Genomic DNA, 20059 nt, shown 5'->3' on the forward strand with positions numbered 1-20059 from the left:
CATGGTGAAACCGTCCCGCCTGGAAGACATCCTGCCGCTCAGCCCCATGCAGGAAGGGCTGCTGTTCCAGACCGAGTACGACCGCTCAGGTCCGGACGTGTACGCCGTGCAGCACACCATCGAGGTCGAGGGCCCCCTCGACGCCTCGCTGCTGCGCGGCTGCGCCGGGGCCCTGATCGGCCGGCACGCCGTCCTGCGCGCCGGCTTCCGCCGGGCCCGCTCGGGGCGCTCCCTCCAGGTCGTGGCGCGCTCCGTGCCACTCCCGTGGACCGAGTCCGACCTCGGCGGCCTGCCGGCCGCGCGGGCGGCAGCGGAGGGCGAGCGCCTGGCGGCGGCGGACTTCGCCGAACGGTTCGACCTGTCGAAGCCGCCGCTGATCCGCTTCCGGCTGCTGAGACTCGGCCCCCTCCGCCACCGGCTCGTGGTGACCAGCCATCACCTGGTCCTCGACGGCTGGTCGACCCCCGTCCTGCTGCGCGAACTGTTCACCCTCTACGCCGACGGCGGCGCCCCGCGCTCCCTGCCGCCCGTCACGCCGTACAAGGCGTACCTCGACTGGCTGGGCCGGCAGGACCGGCGCGCGGCCGGGCGGGCGTGGCGCACGGCGCTGGCCGGAGTGGACACGGCGACCCGCGTCGCGGCGGCCGACCCCCGCTCCCCGCAGCTCCCGGACCGCCTCGTCCGGCCCGCCGGCGTCCGGCTCACCGCGGCCCTGGAGGAGACCGCCCGCCACCTGGGCGTCACCCTCAACACCGTCCTCCAGGCCGCCTGGGGGATCGTGCTGGCCCGGGCGACCGGGCGCCAGGACGTCGTCTTCGGCGCGATCGCCTCCGGCCGGCCTCCGGAGCTGCCCGGCGTCGAGTCGATGGTCGGCCTGTTCATCGCGATGCTCCCGGTACGGGTGCGCTGGGCGCCGGCCGAGTCGCTGCGCGACCTGCTGACCCGGTTGCAGGCCGAGCAGTCCGCGCTCGCCGACCACCACCACCTCGGACTGACCGGCATCCAGGAGGAGGCACCGGTCGCCGACCTCTTCGACACCGCCGTGGTGTTCGAGAACTACCCCTTCGCCGACCGCGCGTTCGACGCGGGCGACGTCCGGTTCCGGCTGACGCTCGGCGCGAGCCGCGACGCCACGCACTACCCGCTCACCCTGCTCGCCGCCCCGGGCGAACGGCTCTACCTGCGGCTCGACCACCGCGCCGACGCCGTCGACCGGAGCGCCGCGCAGACCCTGATGGACCGGCTGCACCAGGTGCTGCGCGCCCTCGCCGACGACCCGGACCGCCCGGTCCGCGCGGTGGACGGGCTGCTCGGGCGCGAGCGGCGACTGGTCCTCGACCGGTGGAACGCGCCGGACGACGCCCCGGAGGCTGCCGGAAACGGCGGTCCGGGCGACGCCTGGCAGGCTGCCGGGAACGGCGGGCTCGATCACGCGTGGGAGGCTGCCGGGAAGCGTGCGCCGGACGATGCCCCGGAGGCTGCCGGGAACGGTGGTTCGGGCGAGGCCTGGCAGGCTGCCGGGAACGGCGGGCTCGATCACGCGTGGGAGGCTGCCGGGAAGCGTGCGCCGGACGACGCCCCGGAGGCTGCCGGGAACGGTGGTTCGGGCGACGCCTGGCAGGCTGCCGGAAACGGCGGGCCCGATCACGCCTGGGAGGCTGCCGGAAACCGCGCGCCCGACGATGTCCCGCAGGCCGCCGCGCACGAAGCGGAGGCGCACGTCCCCGAGCTGTTCGAGCGACAGGCCGCCGCCCACCCGGACACCGTCGCGGTGATCGGCGACGGCCGGCAGCTCACCTACGCCGAACTGAACGCCTCGGCCAACCGGCTGGCCCGCGAACTCGTGGCGCACGCCGCCGGCCCGGAGACCGTCGTCGCGCTCGTCCTCCCCCGCTCCCCGGAACTCGTGGCGGCGGTGCTCGCCGTGCTGAAGGCGGGTGCCGCCTACCTGCCGGTCGACCCCGAACAGCCCACGGCCCGCGTGGAGTTCCTCCTGAAGGACGCCCGACCGCACCTGGTGCTCACCCACGCCCGCCTCGCCGAGCAGCTGCCCGCCGGACCGCCGCCGCTGGTCCTCGACGACCCGGACACCCGGGCGCGCGTCGCCGCCCGCGAGCCCGGCGACCTGTCCGCCGCCGACCGCATCGCCCCGCTGACCGTGGACTGCCCGGTCTACGTCATGTACACCTCCGGCTCCACCGGGACGCCGAAGGCCGTCGTCATGCCCGGCGCGCCCCTGGTCAACCTGATGCGCTGGCACCACCGCCGGATCGGCGCGGAGGCCGGAGCCCGGGTCGCGCAGTTCACCGCGATCGGTTTCGACGTGTCGGCGCAGGAGATCCTCTCGGCGCTGCTGGCCGGCAAGACGCTGGTGATGCCGGACGACGAGACCCGACGGGACGCCGCGCGCCTCGCCGCCTGGCTCGGCACGATGGAGATCACCGAGCTGTACGCGCCCAACCTCGTCCTCGACGCGGTCGCCCAGGCCGCCCTGGAGCAGGGCCTGGACCTGCCGTCGCTGCGCCACGTCGCCCAGGCCGGAGAGGCGCTGACCCCGTCGGCCGCCCTGCGCGCGTTCTTCGCCCGCGTCCCCGGCCGGCGCCTGCACAACCACTACGGGCCCACCGAGACCCACGTCGTCACCGGTACGACGCTGGCGCCCGAACCCGCGGACTGGCCCACGGCGCCCCCGCTCGGCCGCCCGGTCACGCGCACGCGCTGCTACGTCCTCACCGCCGACCTGCGGCCCGCCCCGCCCGGCGTGCCGGGCGAGCTGTACGTCGGCGGCGCGGCCCCGGCCCGCGGGTACCTGCGCCGACCGGGTCTGACGGCCCGACGGTTCGTCGCCGACCCGTTCGGTGAGCCCGGCGCGCGCGTGTACCGCACGGGCGACCTCGCCCGGTGGACCGAGGACGGCGAGCTGGAGTACCTGGGCCGCGCGGACCACCAGGTCAAGATCCGCGGCTTCCGGGTGGAGCCGGGCGAGATCGAGGCGGTCCTGACCCGCCATCCCGGCGTCGGCGCCGTGGCCGTCGTCCCCTCGACGGACGGCGGCCACCAGCGGCTCGTCGGCTACGTCGTACCGGCTCCCGGGTCCGCCGTGGCGGTGGAGGAACTGCGCCGCCTCGCGCAGGACCAGCTCCCCGAGTACATGGTGCCGTCGGCTTTCGTGCCGCTGGACGCGCTGCCGCTGACCCCGAACGGCAAACTCGACCGCGCAGCCCTGCCCGCACCGCAGCGGAGCGCCCCGGCCCGTGCCGGGCGCACACCGCAGGAGCAGATCGTCTGCGACCTGTTCGCGCAGGTGCTCGGGCTGCCCCGGGTAGGCGTGACGGAGAGCTTCTTCGACCTGGGCGGGCACTCGTTGACCGCCACCCGGCTGGCCGCCCGCCTGCGCCACACCTTCGGCGTCGAGCTGGGACTGCGCGACCTGTTCGAGTCGTCCACCCCCGCGGCGGTGGCCGCCCTGCTCGGCACGGCGGGCCCGGCCCGGCCCGCGCTGACGCGCCGGCCGCGCCCCGGAGCGCTGCCGCTCTCCTACGCCCAGCGCCGGCTGTGGTTCCTGCACAAGATGGAGGGGCCCAGCCCCACGTACAACATCCCGATGCAGCTGCGTCTGACCGGCGACCTCGACCACGCGGCCCTGGAAGAGGCGCTGGCCGACCTGGTGGGCCGCCACGAGAGCCTGCGGACCGTCTTCCCGGAGGTCGGCGGAGTCCCGTGCCAGCGGATCCTGCCGCCGGAGGAGGCGGCACCACGGCTGGACACGAAGGCCGTCGGCGAGGACGAACTGCCCGACGCGCTGCGCCACGGCGCCCGCTGCGCCATCGACCTGATGACCCAACCGCCGCTGAGGGCCCACCTGTTCCGCACCGGCCCGCGCGCGCACGTGCTCCAGCTGGTCATCCACCACATCGCCGGGGACGGCTGGTCGCTCGCCCCGGTGGCGTCCGACCTGGCCCGCGCCTACGCCGCCCGCACCGCCGGGGCCGGCCCGGACTGGGACGAACTGCCGGTCCAGTACGCCGACTACACCCTGTGGCAGAACGAGATCCTGGGCGAGCAGCGGGACCCCGGCAGCCTCCTCGCCCAGCAGGTCCGCCACTGGAGCGACCGGCTCGCCGACCTCCCGCACGAGCTGGCGATGCCCACCGACCGGCCCCGCCCAGACGTCGCCTCCTACCGGGGCGACTACCTGACGGTGGAGTGGGACGCCGACCTGCACCGGGCGCTGGACGCCCTGGCCCGGCGCTGTGGCGCGACCCTCTTCATGGTGCTCCAGGCGGGCCTCGCGGCCCTGCTGTCCCGGCTCGGCACGGGCCACGACATCCCGATCGGCAGCCCGATCGCCGGCCGCGCCGACCAGGCCCTGGACGACCTCGCGGGCTTCTTCGTCAACACCCTGGTGCTGCGTACCGACACCTCCGGCGAGCCGACCTTCGAGGACCTGGTCCGCCGGGTCCGCTCCACCGCACTGGACGCGTACGCCCACCAGGACGTGCCGTTCGAATACCTGGTGGAGGTGCTGAACCCGCCCCGCTCCCTGGGCCGCCATCCGCTGTTCCAGATCATGTTCGCCCTCCAGAACGCGCCGGAGGCCCGGTTCCGGCTGCCCGGTCTGGAGGTCGAGGTGTCGTCCGGCCGGACCGGCACCGCCAAGTTCGACCTGTTCTTCAGCATGGCCGAGCACCGGGACGACACCGGCGCGCCGTCCGGCATCGAGGGCGCCGTCGAGTACGCCACCGACCTGTACGACCCGGACACGGTGCGGAGCCTGTTCCGCCGGTGGACGCGGCTGCTCACCCAGGTCGCCGCCGACCCCTCCCAGCGGCTCGGCCGGATCGACGTGCTGGACGCCGCCGAGCGGCGGACGCTGCTCCACGACCGCAACGCCACCCGCGCGGAAGGGGAACGGCCGCCGTTCACCGAGCTGTTCGCCGCTCAGGCCGAACGGACGCCGCACAGCGTGGCGGTGGTGGCCGACGACGAGGAACTCACGTACGGCGCGCTGCACGCGCGGTCGAACCGGCTGGCCCAGGTGCTCGCCCGGCACGGAGCCGGACCGGGCCGGCTGGTCGCCGTGGCGCTGCCGCGCTCGGCCGACCTGGTCACCACGCTGCTGGCGATCGCCAAGACGGGCGCCGCCTACGTCCCCCTCGACCCGGCCCACCCCACCGCGCGGACCGCGCTGATCCTCCGCGAGGCGCGGCCCGCGCTGGTCGTGGGCACCGGGGCGTCACTGGCCGACCTGCCCGGTGGGGGCACGACCTCGCTCCCCCTCGACGACCCGCTGCTGCGGGCCGCCGTCGCCGAGGCGCCCGACGAGGCGCCGGGTGCGCGCCCCGGACCGCTGGACGCCGCGTACGTCATCTTCACGTCCGGCTCCACCGGCCGCCCCAAGGGCGTCGTCGTGGAGCACGGCGCGCTGACCAACCTCCTGCTCGGCATGGGGGACCTCGTGCCGATGGGGCCCGAGGACGCGCTGCTCGCGGTGACGACGATCGCCTTCGACATCGCGGCCCTGGAGATCTGGCTGCCGCTGACCGGCGGCGCGCGGGTGGTGCTCGCGGCCGAGGAGACGGTCGCCCGGCCCGCCGCCCTGGTCGAGCTGATCCGGCGGACCGGCGTGACCGTGGTCCAGGCGACGCCGTCCTGGTGGCAGATGGTCGCCGCGCACGACCTCGACGCGTTCGACGGACTGCGCGTCATGGTCGGCGGCGAGGCGCTGCCGGGGCCGCTGGCCGCCCGCCTGCGGGAGACCGGCCGCGAGGTGCTCAACGTCTACGGGCCCACCGAGACGACGATCTGGTCCACCGCCGCCTCACTGACCGACCGCACCGACACCGTCATCGGCCGCCCGATCCGCAACACCCGCGTCTACGTGCTGGACGAGTCGCTGCGCCTGGTGCCCCCCGGCACGCTCGGCGAGCTGTACATCGCCGGCGACGCACTGGCCCGCGGCTACCTCGGCAGGCCGTCCCTGACCGCCGGGCGCTTCACCGCGGACCCCTACGGCCCCGCCGGGACGCGCATGTACCGCACCGGCGACCTGGTCCGCTGGACCGCCGACGGCCACCTGGAGTTCGCGGGCCGGACGGACCACCAGGTCAAGCTCCGCGGCTTCCGCATCGAGCTGGGCGAGATCGAGTCCGCCCTCGCCGCCCACCCGGAGGTCGCCCAGGCGGCGACGGTGGTCCGCGAGGACCGGCCGGGCGACCGACGCCTGGTGGCGTACGTCGTGCCGGACGCCGGCCACGCGTCGCCGGACACCGGCCGGGAGCTGGAGCACGACCGGATCGACGCCTGGCGGGACCTGTACGACACGGTCTACGCCGCCGCCGGCCCGGTCCCCCTCGGCGAGGACTTCGCCAGCTGGAACAGCAGCTACGACGGCCGGCCGCTGCCGCTCGACGAGATGCGCGAGTGGCGCGACCGCACGGTGGAGCGCGTCCGCGAGCTGCGGCCCCGGCGCGTACTGGAGATCGGCGTCGGCACCGGCCTGCTGCTGTCCCGCCTGGCCGCCGACTGCGAGACGTACTGGGGCACCGACATCTCGCCCTCGGTGATCGACACCCTGCGCGGCCACGTGGCCGCCGACCGGGAACTCGCCGAACGGGTGCGCCTGCTCGTGCGGCCGGCGCACGACGTCGAGGGACTTCCCGAAGGGCACTTCGACGTCGTCGTGCTGAACTCGGTCATCCAGTACTTCCCGCACGCCGACTACCTCGAACGCGTGATCGGCGGCGCCCTGCGCCTGCTCGCCCCGGGCGGTGCGGTCTTCCTCGGCGACGTACGCGACCTGCGCCTGCAACGCACCTTCGTCACCGGCGTGCAGGCCGCCCGCGGGCGCGCCCACGACAACCCCGACGAGCTGCGCCGGGCCGTGGAGCACGGCGTGCTCCTCGAGCAGGAACTCCTGGTCGACCCGGACCTCTTCACCGTGCTCCAGGGCAGACTGCCCGACCTGACCGGCCACTCCGTCCAGGTACGGCGGGGCAGGGCGCACAACGAGATGACCCGCTACCGGTACGACGTCGTCCTGCGCAAGCAGGGCCGCCCGGTGCACCGGATCACCGAGGCCGGACAACGGCCCTGGCCCGCCGACGGGCCGGCCGGGCTGGCCGCGCTGCTCGGCGGCGAACGGCCCGCGGCGGTGCGCGTCACCGGCATCCCGAACGGCCGCATCGTCCACGAGGCGGCCCTGGCGCAGGCGGTGCGGGAGGGCACCCCGCTGCCCGGCACGCCGGCCGGCGGTGTCGAGCCCGAGGAGCTGTACGACCTGGCGGCCGCCCACGGCTACCGGGTGTGGGTCACCTGGTCACCGTCCGATCCCACCGCCCTGGAGGCCGTCTTCGCCGACGCCGCCGCGGCCGCGCCCGTGGACCCGGCGGCCGGGCCGCCGGCCGGCCTGTACCGCTCGGCGGTCTCCCCGTCCTCCCGGGCCCCCCTGTCGTCGTTCACCAACAGCCCGATGACCGCGCGCGACACCGGCGCCCTCGTCGGCCGGCTGCGCGAGCACCTGCGCGGGCGGCTCCCCGACTACATGGTGCCGTCGGCGTTCGTCCCGCTGAACGCCCTTCCGCTCACCCCCAACCGCAAGCTGGACCGCACCGCGCTGCCCGCGCCGGACCTCGTCGTGAGCGGCTCCTCCCGCGAGGCGCGCACACCGCAGGAGCACATCGTGTGCGACCTGTTCGCCCAGGTCCTCGGCCTGGCGCGGGTCGGCGTGCACGACGGCTTCTTCGACCTGGGCGGCCACTCGCTGCTCGCCACGCAGCTCGTCGCCCGGCTGCGGGCCATGTTCGGCGTCGAACTGCCGCTGCGGGTCCTGTTCGAGGCGTCCACCCCGGCCGGTGTGGCCGCCCGCCTCGACGAGGGCGACGCGGCCCGTCCGGCCCTGGAGCGCCGGCCGCGCCCGGAGACGCTGCCACTGTCGTACGCCCAGCGCCGGCTGTGGTTCATCCATCAGATGGAGGGCCTGGGCGGGATGTACAACATCCCGCTCGGCCTGCGGCTGACCGGCACGCTCGACAGGCAGGCCCTCCAGGCCGCGCTCACCGACGTCGTCGCCCGCCACGAGAGCCTGCGCACGGTCTTCCCGGACGACGGGGGAGTGCCGCGTCAGGTGATCCTCGCCCCCGAGTCGGCGAAGCTGGTCCTGCACGACCGGGCGGTCACCGAGCGGGAACTGCCCGCGGCGCTGGAACGGGCCGCCCGCTACCCCTTCGACCTCGCGACGCAACCGCCCATCCGCGCCGACCTGTTCCGGCTCACCCGTGACGAACACGTCCTGCTGCTGGTGGTCCACCACATCGCCGGGGACGGCTGGTCGCTCGGCCCGCTCGCCGGCGACCTGGCCCGCGCCTACGCCGCCCGCACCGCCGGGGCCGGCCCGGACTGGGACGAACTGCCGGTCCAGTACGCCGACTACACCCTGTGGCAAAACCGGCTGCTCGGCGACCACGACGACGCTGACAGCCTCCTCGCCCGCCAACTCGCCTACTGGAAACAGCAGTTGGCAGGCGCTCCGGCGGCACTGGAGCTGCCCACGGACCGGCCCCGGCCGACGGTGGCCTCCTACCGGGGCGACTACGTCACCGTACGGATCCCGGCCGCGCTCCACGAGCGGCTGGCCGACCTCGCACGGCAGAGCGGCGCGACCCTCTTCATGGTGCTCCAGGCGGGTCTGACCGCCCTGCTGCACCGACTCGGCGCCGGCACCGACATCGTCACCGGCAGCCCGATCGCCGGACGCACCGACCAGACCCTGGACGAGCTGATCGGCTTCTTCGTCAACACGCTGGTGCTGCGCACCGACCTGTCCGACGACCCCACCTTCGAGGACCTGCTGGCACGGGTCCGCGAGACCGCCCTGGCCGCCTACGCGCACCAGGACGTGCCGTTCGAGTACCTGGTGGAGAAGCTGAACCCGCCGCGCTCGCTGGGCCGGCACCCGTTCTTCGGCGTCATGTTCGCCCTCCAGAACGCCTCCGAGCGCACCTTCCAGCTCCCCGGGCTCAACGTGGAGATCGCCCAGGGGCGCACCGGCACCGCCAAGTTCGACCTGTTCTTCAGCCTCGCCGAGCGGCGCGGCACGGACGGCACGGCCGACGGCATCGCCGGTGTCGTCGAGTTCGCCGGTGACCTCTACGACGCCGCGACCGTACGCGACCTGTTCGCCCGCTGGGTGCGGCTGCTGGAGTCGGCGGTGGCCGGTCCGCGGCGGACGGTGAGCGGCCTGGACCTGCTGGCCGCCCACGAGCGGCACGAGATGCTCGCCGCCGCGTCCGGGCCCGCCGTCGCGACCCGCTCGGCCGGACTGCCCGAACTGTTCGCCGAGCGGGCCGCGGCCACCCCCGACGCCGTCGCGGTGTCCGACGGCGACAGCGCCCTCACCTACGCCGAACTCGACGCCTGGTCCGCGCGGCTCGCCGCGGTACTGGCCGACCGGGGCGTCACCCGCGGCAGCGCCGTGGCCCTGCTGATGCGGCGCTCACCCGCCCTGGTCGCCACCATCCTCGCGGTGCTGCGCGCGGGGGCGGCCTACGTCCCGCTCGACTCCCGCTACCCCGCCTCCCGGCAGCGCCTCGTCCTGGCGGAGACCGGCAGCGCCCTCCTGCTCACCGACCCCGCCTCGCGCAACGGCCTGGACGACTTCGGGACCCCGGTGCTCGTGCTCGACCCGCGGCCGGACCACCGCACGGACTCGGCGCCGCCCGCGGTGCGCACCGACGGCGACGACGCGGCCTACATCATGTACACCTCCGGTTCGACGGGACGCCCCAAGGGCGTGGTCGTCACCCACCGCAACATCGCCGACTTCGCCGCCGACCCCTGCTGGCAGGGCGGCGCCCAGCGCCGGGTGCTGCTGCACTCGCCGCTCGCCTTCGACCTGTCGACGTACGAACTGTGGGTGCCGCTGCTCACCGGCGGACGCATCGAGCTGGCCCCGCCCGGCGACCTCGACGCGCCCACCCTCGCCGATGTCATCGCACGGCGACGGATCACCTCGCTGTGGCTGACCAGCTCCCTGTTCAACCTGATGGCCGACCTGGAGCCGGGCTGCTTCGCCGAGGTCGAGCAGGTGTGGGCCGGCGGCGAGCCGGTGTCCGTCGCCTCCGTGCGGCGGCTGCTGGAGGAGCACCCGCGGCTGCTGGTGGTCGACGGCTACGGCCCCACCGAGGCGACGACCTTCGCCAGCTACCACCCCGTGCCCGCCGCCGACGCCGCCGCACTCGGCACGTCGGTGCCGATCGGGCGGCCGATGGCGAACATGGGCACCTATGTGCTCGACGCCGCGCTGCGGCCCGTCCCGCCGGGCGTGGTCGGCGAACTGTACCTGGCCGGCACCGGGGTCGCCCGCGGCTACCTGGACCGCCCCGGACTCACCGCCGAACGGTTCGTCGCCTGCCCCTACGGGCCGCCCGGCCTGCGCATGTACCGCACCGGCGACCTGGCCCGCTGGACCCCGGACCGGGTGCTGGAGTACGCCGGCCGCGTCGACCAGCAGGTGAAGCTCCGCGGCTTCCGCATCGAGCCCGGGGAGGTCGAGGCCGCCCTGCTCGACCACCCCGGAGTCGCGCAGGCCGCCGCGGTACTGCGCCGCGATCTCGCCGAGGAGGCCCAGCTGGTCGCCTACGTCGTACCCGGCACCGCCGAGCGGGACCGGCGGGTGGAGGCCGAACAGGTCGGCGAATGGCTCCAGGTGCACGACTCTCTGTACGGAGCCGGGCAGGACGCCGCCCTCGGCGAGGACTTCACCGGCTGGGTCAGCAGCTACGACGGCCGGCCCATCGCCGGGCACGCCATGCGCGAGTGGCGCGAGCGCACCGTCGAACGCGTCCGGGAGCTGAACCCCGGCCGCATCCTGGAGATCGGCGTCGGCACCGGTCTGCTGCTCGCCCGGCTGGCCCCCGACGCCCGGGAGTACGTGGCGACCGACTTCTCGCCGACGGTGGTCGAAGCGCTGCGGCGCCGGGTGGCGGCCGACCCCGCCCTGGCGGGCCGCGTCCACCTGCGCACCCAGGCCGCGCACGAACTCGCCGGCCTGCCCGAGGGCCACTTCGACACCGTCGTCGTCAACTCGGTGGTGCAGTACTTCCCGAACGCCGGCTACCTGACCGAGGTCCTCGACACGGCCATGCGGTTGCTCGCCCCCGGCGGCTCCGTGTTCGTCGGCGACGTACGCAACCTGCGGCTGCTGGACGCCTTCACCGTCGGGGTGCAGGCCGCCCGGACGGGCACGCGCGACCTGTCGGCGCTGCGTGACGCCGTCGCCCAGACGGCCCGGCTGGAGAACGAACTCCTCGTCGACCCGGACTACTTCACGACCCTGCGGGACCGGCTGCCGGACCTGGACACGGTGTCCGTACGGCTCAAGCGCGGCCGGCACGACACCGAACTGACCCGCTTCCGCTACGACGTGGTCCTGCGCAAGCGCGACGGCCGCCCCGGCCCGGCCCTGGCCCCGGAGACCGTGGACTGGGCGGCGACGGCCGGGCACGCCGCGGTGGCCGGGCGGCTGGCGTCCACCCGGCCCGCGGCCCTGGTCGTCAAGGACGTGCCCAACCCCCGCGTCGCCGCCGACGTGGCGCTCGCGGGCGCCCTGCGCTCCGGCGAGCTGTCACCCGCCCCCGACGCCGACGCCCCCGACGCCACCGTCGACGACTGGTACGAGCTGGGGGAGCGGCTGTCGTACCGGGTCGCGGTCACCTGGTCGGACACCGCCCGCGACCGCGTCGACGTGGTGTTCGCCGACGCCACCGCCCTGCGGGGCGCCCCGGACCCGCTGCCGGCCACCCTCGGCGCCGCGCCGCCCGCGCCCGGCGCACCGGAACCGGCGGCGCGCTTCACCAACGACCCGACCGCCGCCCGCGGCGACGCCGCCCTGGTGGCGTCCCTGCGCGAGTTCGCCCAGGAGCGGCTGCCCGCCTTCATGGTGCCGTCGATGTTCGTCCCGCTGGAGGCGCTGCCGCTGACCCCGAACGGAAAGCTCGACCGGGCCGCCCTGCCCCGGCACGACCCGCGCACCGGCACCACCGCCCGGTCCCCGCGCACCCCGCACGAGCAGGTCGTCTGCGAACTCTTCGCCGAACTCCTCGGCGTCCCCTCCGTCGGGCTCGACGACAACTTCTTCGACCTCGGCGGGCACTCCCTGCTCGCCACCCGGCTCATCGCCCGGATCAAGTCGGCCTTCGGCGTGGACGTCGGCCTGCGCACCCTGTTCGAGTCGCCGACCCCCGCCGGGGTGGCCGGCCGGCTCGACATGGACGACTCCGACAGCGGCTACGACGTCATCCTGCCGCTGCGCGCCACCGGCAACGAGCCGCCGCTGTTCTGCGTGCACCCCGGCGGCGGCATCGGCTGGTCCTACACGGGCCTGATCCGCCACCTCGACCCGGACGTCCCCGTCTACGCCGTGCAGGCCCGCGGGCTGGCCCGGCCGCAGGACAGGCGCCCTGCCTCCATGGCGGAGATGGCCGCCGACTACGCGGACCATCTGGAGGCCACCTGCCCCGACGGGCCGTACCGCCTCCTGGGCTGGTCGTTCGGCGGACTCGCGGCACACGCCCTCGCCACCGAACTGCAACGGCGCGGCCGGACGGTGGAGTCACTGACCGTCCTCGACGTCCACCCCGGCTGGCTCGGTCTGACCCACGACGACGTGCCACCGCTGGACGACGAGGACATGCGCCCCCACCTGGAGTACCTGATGCGGCTGGTCGGTCTCGATCCCGACCTGTTCGACGAGGAGGTGTTCGTCTTCGACGAGGTCATGAAGCTGCTGCGCGGGCGCGGCAGCGCCCTGGGAGCCCTGGACGAGGACCGGCTGCGCGCCATCGTGGCGATCTCCGCCAACAACAACCACCTGATGATCGACTACCGGCCCGCGGTGTTCGACGGGGACATCCTGCTCCTCGCCGCCACCGACCAGCACAGGCCGGAGGCCACCGCCGCCGCCTGGGGCCCGTACCTCACCGGCGAGGTGCGCACCCACGTCGTCCCCGGCGACCACGGCACGCTGCTGTCCCGCCCGGGCTCCCTCACCCGGGTCGGCGCCGTCGTCTCCGCCGCCCTGCGCGGAACGGACGCCTCATGACCGCGCCGACGCCGCTGACCGGGGCCCGGCTGGACCGGGCGTACTCGCCGAGCCACCTGGTCCCGAGCCTGCGCCACTACCTGGACGAGTACGCCGCCCGCAGCGCCGAGGCCCGCCGCGCCCCCGGTGTGCGCACCGGACTGCGCTACGGCCCGGGCTCCGCCGAGCGGCTCGACTTCTGGCCCGCGCGCCACGGACCCGCCCCGGTGCAGATCTTCGTGCACGGCGGCAACTGGCAGGCCCTCACCGAGCGCAGCTCGGCGTTCGCGGCCCCCGCCTTCCGCCGCGCGGGCGCCGCGTTCGCCGCCGTGGGATACGGTCTCGCCCCGGCCACCGAACTGGACGAGATCGTGGCCAGTGTCCGCCGGTGCGTCCGCTGGATCCACGGGCACGCCGCGGACCTCGGCGTCGACCCGCGGCGGCTGCACCTCAGCGGCACCTCGGCCGGCGCCCACCTCGCCGCCATGGCCCTGGTCCCGGCCGGGCCGGGCGAGCCCGCCGCGGGCCGACTGCTCGCCGGCGCCGCCCTGCTCAGCGGGATCTACGACCTCGAACCCGTCAGCCGCTCCTACGTCAACGAGGCGCTGCGGCTGGACGCCGACGCCGTCCGCCGCAACAGCCCGCCGGAGCTGCTGCCGGACGAGCTGCCCCCGGTCGTCCTGGCGCGCGGCGGCGTCGAGACCCAGGAGTACGCGCGCCAGCACGATCTGATGGCCGACGCCCTGCGCCGCCGGGGCGCGCTCGCGGGGAACGTCGTGGAAGCCCACCGCAACCACTTCGACCTGCCGTACGACCTCGCCGACCCGTCGACGCCGCTCGGCCGCGCGGTCCTGGCACAGATGGGGCTCCCCGACCACCGGGCCGACCCCGACGACCGATCCGCGGAGGCGACGGCATGACGACGAGCACACCCACGTCGGTGGCGAGCCGCTTCGACGGCACCCGCGAGGAAGCCGAACGCCTCGACCGCGCCGACCCGCTCGGGTTCCTGCGCGACCGGTTCGTGCACGCCGAGCCCGACCTGCTCTACCTGGACGGCAACTCGCTGGGACGTCTCCCGGCCGACACCCCGGACTTCGTCGCCGACGTGATCCGGCGCGGCTGGGGCCGCGGCCTGATCCGGTCCTGGAACGACTGGATCGACTGGAGCCGGCAGATCGGCGACCGCCTCGCGGAGCACGTCCTGGGAGCCGGGCCGGGCGAGGTGGCGCTCTCCGACTCGACCACCGTCAACCTCTACAAACTGGCCTGGGCGGCCCTCGACCTCGCCCCCGGCCGGCGCGCCCTCGTGGTGGACGCCGACGACTTCCCCACCAACCGCTACGTCGCCCAGGGCCTGGCCCGCCAGCGCGGCCTCGACCTGCGCCTCGTGCACTCCGACCCGGACCGGGGTCTCGACCTGGAACGGTTGAGGGCCGTCCTCGACGACGAGGTGGCGCTCGTCGTCCTGTCGCACGTGGCCTACCGCAGCGGGGCGCTGGCCGACATGGCCGCGGTCGACGCCCTCGCCCGCGAGGCCGGGGCACTGGTGCTGTGGGACCTGTCGCACGCCGCCGGAGCCGTGCCCGTCCGGCTCGCCGAGGACGGCGCCGACCTCGCGGTCGGCTGCACCTACAAGTACCTCAACGGCGGCCCCGGCTCGCCCGCCTTCCTCTACGTCCGCCGCGCGCTCCAGCGGCGGCTCCGGCAGCCCATCCAGGGCTGGTTCGGGCAGCGCGACCAGTTCGCGATGGCGGCGGACTTCGACCCCGTCGAAACGGTCGACCGGTTCCTGACGGGCACGCCGCCGATGCTCTCCACCGCCGCGCTCGTGCCCGCGCTCGCCCTGGTCGAGGAGGCTGGGATCGACCGGCTACGGGCCAAAGGGAAGCTGCTCGGAGAGCTGGCCGTGGACCTCGCGGCCCGCCGGCTCGCACCGCTCGGCTTCCGTCTGGCCTCTCCCCGGGACCCCGACCGGCGCGGCTCGCACCTCACGCTGTGGCACCCGGACGCCTGGCGGATCTGCCGGGCGCTGGCCGACGAGGCGGGCGTCGTCTGCGACTACCGGGAACCGGACCGGCTGCGCATCGGGCCGTCCCCCGCGTACACCCGCTTCACCGACGTGTGGGACGCGTTCGACCGGACCGCACGCCTGGTGGAGAGCGGGCTGCACACCCGGCTGCCGCGCGAGAAGGCGCGCATCACCTGACACCGCGGCCGTCCGCGAGGACGGGCATCGCGACAGCAGATCACCGAACGGCATCAACGGGAGCGTACGGCTTGTGAGTACCCAACAGGTGTCCATGCTCTTCCTCGCCCTTGCGTCGATCTCGCTGCTGGCGTTCGCCGCCGGCGGCCTGGCCCGGCGGTTACGGCAGCCGCCGGTCATCGGCGAGGTGCTCCTCGGGGTGCTGCTCGGCCCGACGCTGCTGAACGGCGCCATCTCCTCCACCCTGTTCCCCGAGGACATCCGGCCCTTCCTCACCGCCCTCGCGAACATCGGCGTGGCCCTGTTCATGTTCGCCGTCGGCGCCGAACTGGAGGCCGGTCTGATGCGCGGACGCCGGGTCGTGGCCGGCACCGTCGCCGTGGGCTCCATCGCCCTGCCCTTCCTGCTCGGCACCCTCCTCGCCCTGTACCTGTTCGACCGTCATCCCACCGACGACCGGACCGGCTTCGTGCTGTTCATGGGGGCGGCGATGTCCGTCACCGCGTTCCCGGTGCTGGCCCGCATCCTCACCGACCGCGGCATGCAGCGCACCTGGCTGGGGACGGTCGCGCTGGCCTGTGCCGCCATCGACGACGTCCTGGCCTGGACGCTGCTGGCCGTGGTGGTGGCGATGAGCGGGGCGGGCACCGGCTCCCAGTGGCTCCTGCTGCTGTTCGTGCCGTACGTCGTGCTGATGCTCACCGTCGTCCGGCCGCTCCTGCGCCGCCTCCTGGAGCACCGGCGGCTCGCCGGCCCCGGCAGCCCGGCCGCGATGGTCGTCACCCTGGCCGGCCTGCTGGGGTCGGCCGCCTTCACCGAGTGGATCGGCCTGCACTTCATCTTCGGCGCCTTCGTCTTCGGCGCGGTCATGCCGCGCGGCACCGGGCGGGGGGAGGCGCCGGACGTCACCGGCCAGGTCCGCGAGCGCATCTCCGCCCTGAACGACTTCCTGCTGCTGCCGATGTTCTTCATCGTGGCGGGACTGAAGGTGGACCTGTCCGGCATGAACGGCACGGACCTCGTGGAACTCGGCCTCATCCTCACCATCGCGGTCGGCGGCAAGTTCGTCGGCGCGTTCGTCGCGGCCCGTGCCGCCGGGATGAAGAACCGTCCGGCGAGCGCGCTCGCCGTGCTGATGAACACGCGTGGCCTGACGGAACTCATCATCCTCACCGTCGGGCTGCAACTGGGTGCCCTGGACGGCGAGCTGTACTCCGTCATGGTCGTGATGGCACTGGTCACCACGGCGATGACCGGGCCCCTGCTGCACCTCATCTACCCGGTGCCCCCGGCACCGGCCCCCAGCACCCCCGCGGCTGTCCCGCCGGCGGGACGGACGGGTGCGGGACAAGAGACTTCCTGACCTGTCCCGCGCCGGATAATGTGAATGCGGAAAACGCGCCGACCGGGTAATGGCCGGCGTTGTGCGAACCTCATTCCGCCGCCGCGGTTTTTCGCGAGAGAAATGCGTGTGTCCGCCGCTCTACTGAGGGAGCAGAGAATGTCCAATCCTTTCGACGACCCCGATGGCACGTTCCTCGTGCTCGTCAACGAGGAAGGCCAGCATTCACTCTGGCCGGCCTTCGCCGAGGTGCCGGCGGGCTGGACCGTGGCCCTCACGGAAACCGACCGGCAATCGTGCCTCGACTATGTCGAGGAGCACTGGACCGATATGCGTCCGCTCAGCCTCGTACGCCAGATGGGAGCAGCGTGATGGGCGACACCGTCGAGCGGTTCCTGCTGACCGAGGACGATCTGGAGGAGTCGTTCTTCGGCGAGGAACCCAGCGTCGCGTACGACCCCGTCTTCCTCTCCGGCGACGAGTCCGGCCGGGTTCTCATCGACCTGATCAACACGCTCACGCACGGCTCCCACCCGGAGGCGGTGGACCACGCCGCCGGCCTCTACACCAACGTCGTCGGGTCGGTGGTCTTCCACCACGTCGCCCGGTTCCGCGACGACGCCGCGCGACGGATCCTCCAGGAGTTCGTGGACGCGCTCCACAAGTGCGACGCCTACCGGATCCAGCTGAACGACGGCATGGAGTTCGACGTCACCAAGGCCGCCGTGGAGCCGCTCGACGGAAGCCCCGGCGACGGAGTCGTCACCCGGTGGGTGACGACCTCGGACGGCTACCGGATCGAGGGTTCCTGGGCGGTCGCCGTCAGCGGTGACCTCCTCTCGTTCGTCAACGTGCGCCTCCCCGACCCGACCGGGATCCACCGGCTGGCCCGCACCGCCCTGGAGCGCGCCGCGGACCCGGCGGCCTCCGCCTGAACCGCGACACCCGAGTCCACCGGCAGCGACCGGGCCCGGCGCCCGGTCGCGCGCGGAGCACGAGGCGGCGGGCCCGGACAGCGGGCCCGCCGCCTCGGCGTTCCCGCCGCCGGCCACCCGCTACGTGAGGTAGCCGTAGGTCCGGGCCGCCCGCCGGTAGTGCTCCACCCGGAACCGGTCCTCGGTCTCCATGGCCTGCGGTGTGTAGAACTGGCCGAACTTCTCCCGGTACTTCTCGAACCAGTGCCGGTGCTCCGCCAGGAAGAAGATGTCGTGCAGGGCGATCGCGCGGATCGCGAGCACCGGCACCGGCGCCCTGCTCACGGCGAAGTCCGGGTTCCTGGCCGCCGGGACCTCACAGTTCTCGTGGAACTGGCCCACCATGAGGCCCTGGGCGACGAACTCGTCCTTCACCCGTGACTGCGCCTCGTCGAGCAGCTTCGTGTCCTCGGCGCGCAGGTCGGGCAGGGCCACGACCAGCGCCCGCAGCATGGGATTGCGGCCCTGCCAGGAGATGAGCCCGTACTCGCGCAGACTGCTCCGCGCGATCTCCTCGACGAGTTCGAGGGTGGGCGAATGCCCGACGGACCGCACCCGTATCTCCATGGTCCGGTTCTTGCGCGAGGGGGCGACGAACGGGCAGATGGGGCCGATGCGGCCGATCTCCGGATGGCGGGCCGAAATGTACTCGGTCAGCCACGAGTCGACGGCGGCGAGCGTGGAGTCAATGCTGACGGCACTTTCACCGGAACTCATGAAACGCAGCCTCTCAATCAGCGCCGGCGGGCACGATGTGTCGTCGGCCTGTCCCGCTGGCGGGACAAGCCGAACTGGCCCGGAGTAAGCAGGGACAAGATTGCCCGATCGAAACTCGCTGCACTAGCGTCGGCCGTACGGTGCCGATATTGATGGCACAGAAGAATTCGTGTTCCTACTCTCCGAAGAATGAGAGGAGCCGCACACGTGCGCATCAGCATCGACCGAGAAGGCTGTATCGGCAGCGGTCAATGCACATTGACCGCTCCCGCCCTGTTCGGCCAGGACGACATGGGAATCGTGTACGTGCTGCCCGAGGGTGCGGAGGGAACGAGCGACCCCTCGGTTCGCGAGGCCGAACAGGCCTGTCCGGTGCAGGCCATCACCGTCGCCGAGGACTGAGACACGAGGAGAAGCCGAAGCCCATGTCCACGTCTCCCCCCGTTCCGCAGAAGGACCTCGACGCCGGACCGCACGCGATGCACCCGGACCTCATGGCCGACCCGTTCGGCGGCTACGGACGACTTCGGGAACGGGCGCCCGTCGTGCACGGACGCTACCTCGACGGCACCCCGGCCTGGTTCGTCACCCGCCACGACGACGTCCGCGCGCTGCTGCACGACCGCCGACTGGTCAACGCGCCGGCCTCGGTGCCCGGTGCGGGCGACGACGACCCGCGGCTGAAGATGATGGACATGCTCGCGATCCCCGACGAGCTACGTCCCTACCTGCTCGGCTCGATGCTGGACACCGATCCGCCGGAGCACACCCGGCTGCGCAAGCGGGTGCTGCGCGAGTTCACCGCGCGGCGGGTGATGGACATGCGGCCCCGGATCGAGAAGATCGCCGGCCGCCTCCTGGACGGCCTGCCGGGGCACACCGTCGACGGGGGCGCCGACCTGCTCGCGCACTACGCCTATCCGCTGTCGATCCAGGTCATCTGCGACCTGGTGGGTGTTCCGGGGGCGGACAGCGACAAGTGGCAGCAGTGGGGCGAGGACCTGATCGCCATGCGGCCGGAGCGGCTCGCGACCTCGTTCCCCGCCATGATCGAGCACACCCACCGGCTGATCGGCAGACGCCGGGCCGACCTGGGTGACGATCTGCTCAGCGGACTCATCCGGGGACAGGGCGAGTCGGAGGGCGGCATCAGCGACGTGGAGCTGGTCACGTTCGTGGTGACCCTGGTCCTCGCCGGCCATGAGACGACGGCCCACCTCATCAGCAACGGCACCGCCGCCCTGCTCTCCCACCCCGCGCAGCTCGACCACCTGCGGTCCCACCCGGAAGCCATGCCCGGTGCGGTGCACGAGCTGATGCGGTGGTGCGGTCCGGTCCAGACGAGCCGGCTGCGCTACGCCGCCGAGGACATGGAGATCGCCGGCACCCGTATCCCGCGCGGTGACGCCGTCCTCCTCGTCTTCGTCTCGGCCAACTTCGATCCGCGCCGCTACACCGACCCCGACCGACTCGACCTGACCCGCCACCCGCCCGGCCAGGCCGAGAACCACCTCGGATTCGGCCACGGAATCCACTACTGCCTGGGCGCCTCCCTCGCCAGGCTCGAAGCCGAGATCGCGTTCGGGGCGCTCCTGGACCGCTACCCGCGCATCCGGCTCGCCCTGGCGCCGGCGGAACTGGAACGGCGCGAGCGCATGCGACTCCCCGGACAATGGCGCCTGACCCGGCTGCCGGTGGTTCTCGGACCCACCGCCGGGACGGCCCCCGACCGGTGAACC

At 73.9% G+C, this 20059-nt stretch carries 9 protein-coding genes; 8 read left to right on the forward strand and 1 reads right to left on the reverse strand.

The features are described from left to right. Position 1: 1 nt before the first annotated feature. From ACFYO5_RS08185 to ACFYO5_RS08210, 6 genes are all read left to right on the forward strand, one after another. On the forward strand, positions 2-13099 hold the full coding sequence (locus ACFYO5_RS08185; protein ID WP_388705618.1) for an amino acid adenylation domain-containing protein: 13098 nt from the start codon (positions 2-4) through the stop codon (positions 13097-13099). After that, positions 13096-13998 (forward strand): alpha/beta hydrolase, encoded by a 903-nt coding sequence (locus ACFYO5_RS08190; RefSeq protein ID WP_388705621.1) that lies wholly within the window; start codon positions 13096-13098, stop codon positions 13996-13998. Before ACFYO5_RS08185 ends, ACFYO5_RS08190 begins: the two co-directional genes overlap by 4 nt. Continuing rightward, a complete protein-coding gene (gene kynU / locus ACFYO5_RS08195) occupies positions 13995-15287 on the forward strand; it encodes a kynureninase (RefSeq protein WP_388705623.1) in 1293 nt (430 codons plus the stop codon). The genes ACFYO5_RS08190 and kynU overlap by 4 nt, the downstream gene beginning before the upstream one ends. Positions 15288-15360: 73 nt before the next feature. Then, entirely contained in the window at positions 15361-16650 is a 1290-nt protein-coding gene (locus tag ACFYO5_RS08200) for a cation:proton antiporter (RefSeq protein WP_388705626.1), read from the forward strand. A 138-nt stretch (positions 16651-16788) separates the two neighbouring features. Beyond that, positions 16789-17001: an MbtH family protein gene (locus tag ACFYO5_RS08205; protein WP_356563896.1), complete on the forward strand. Its 213-nt coding sequence runs from the start codon at positions 16789-16791 to the stop codon at positions 16999-17001. Then, on the forward strand, positions 17001-17564 hold the full coding sequence (locus ACFYO5_RS08210) for a hypothetical protein (RefSeq protein WP_356563897.1): 564 nt from the start codon (positions 17001-17003) through the stop codon (positions 17562-17564). Before ACFYO5_RS08205 ends, ACFYO5_RS08210 begins: the two co-directional genes overlap by 1 nt. Before the next feature lie 120 nt (positions 17565-17684). On the opposite strand, the gene ACFYO5_RS08215 is transcribed toward ACFYO5_RS08210, so the two are convergent. Continuing rightward, positions 17685-18320, reverse strand: coding sequence for a DUF6875 domain-containing protein (locus tag ACFYO5_RS08215; protein WP_388705631.1), 636 nt, complete (start codon positions 18318-18320; stop codon positions 17685-17687). A 207-nt stretch (positions 18321-18527) separates the two neighbouring features. Between ACFYO5_RS08215 and ACFYO5_RS08220 the strand changes: the two genes are divergently transcribed. Beyond that, on the forward strand, positions 18528-18722 hold the full coding sequence (locus ACFYO5_RS08220) for a ferredoxin (protein WP_388705634.1): 195 nt from the start codon (positions 18528-18530) through the stop codon (positions 18720-18722). A 23-nt stretch (positions 18723-18745) separates the two neighbouring features. Further along, a complete protein-coding gene (locus tag ACFYO5_RS08225; RefSeq protein WP_388705637.1) occupies positions 18746-20056 on the forward strand; it encodes a cytochrome P450 in 1311 nt (436 codons plus the stop codon). Positions 20057-20059 lie beyond the last annotated feature (3 nt).

The sequence above is a fragment of the Streptomyces sp. NPDC006259 genome (genome assembly GCF_042870975.1).
Taxonomy (GTDB): Bacteria; Actinomycetota; Actinomycetes; order Streptomycetales; family Streptomycetaceae; genus Streptomyces.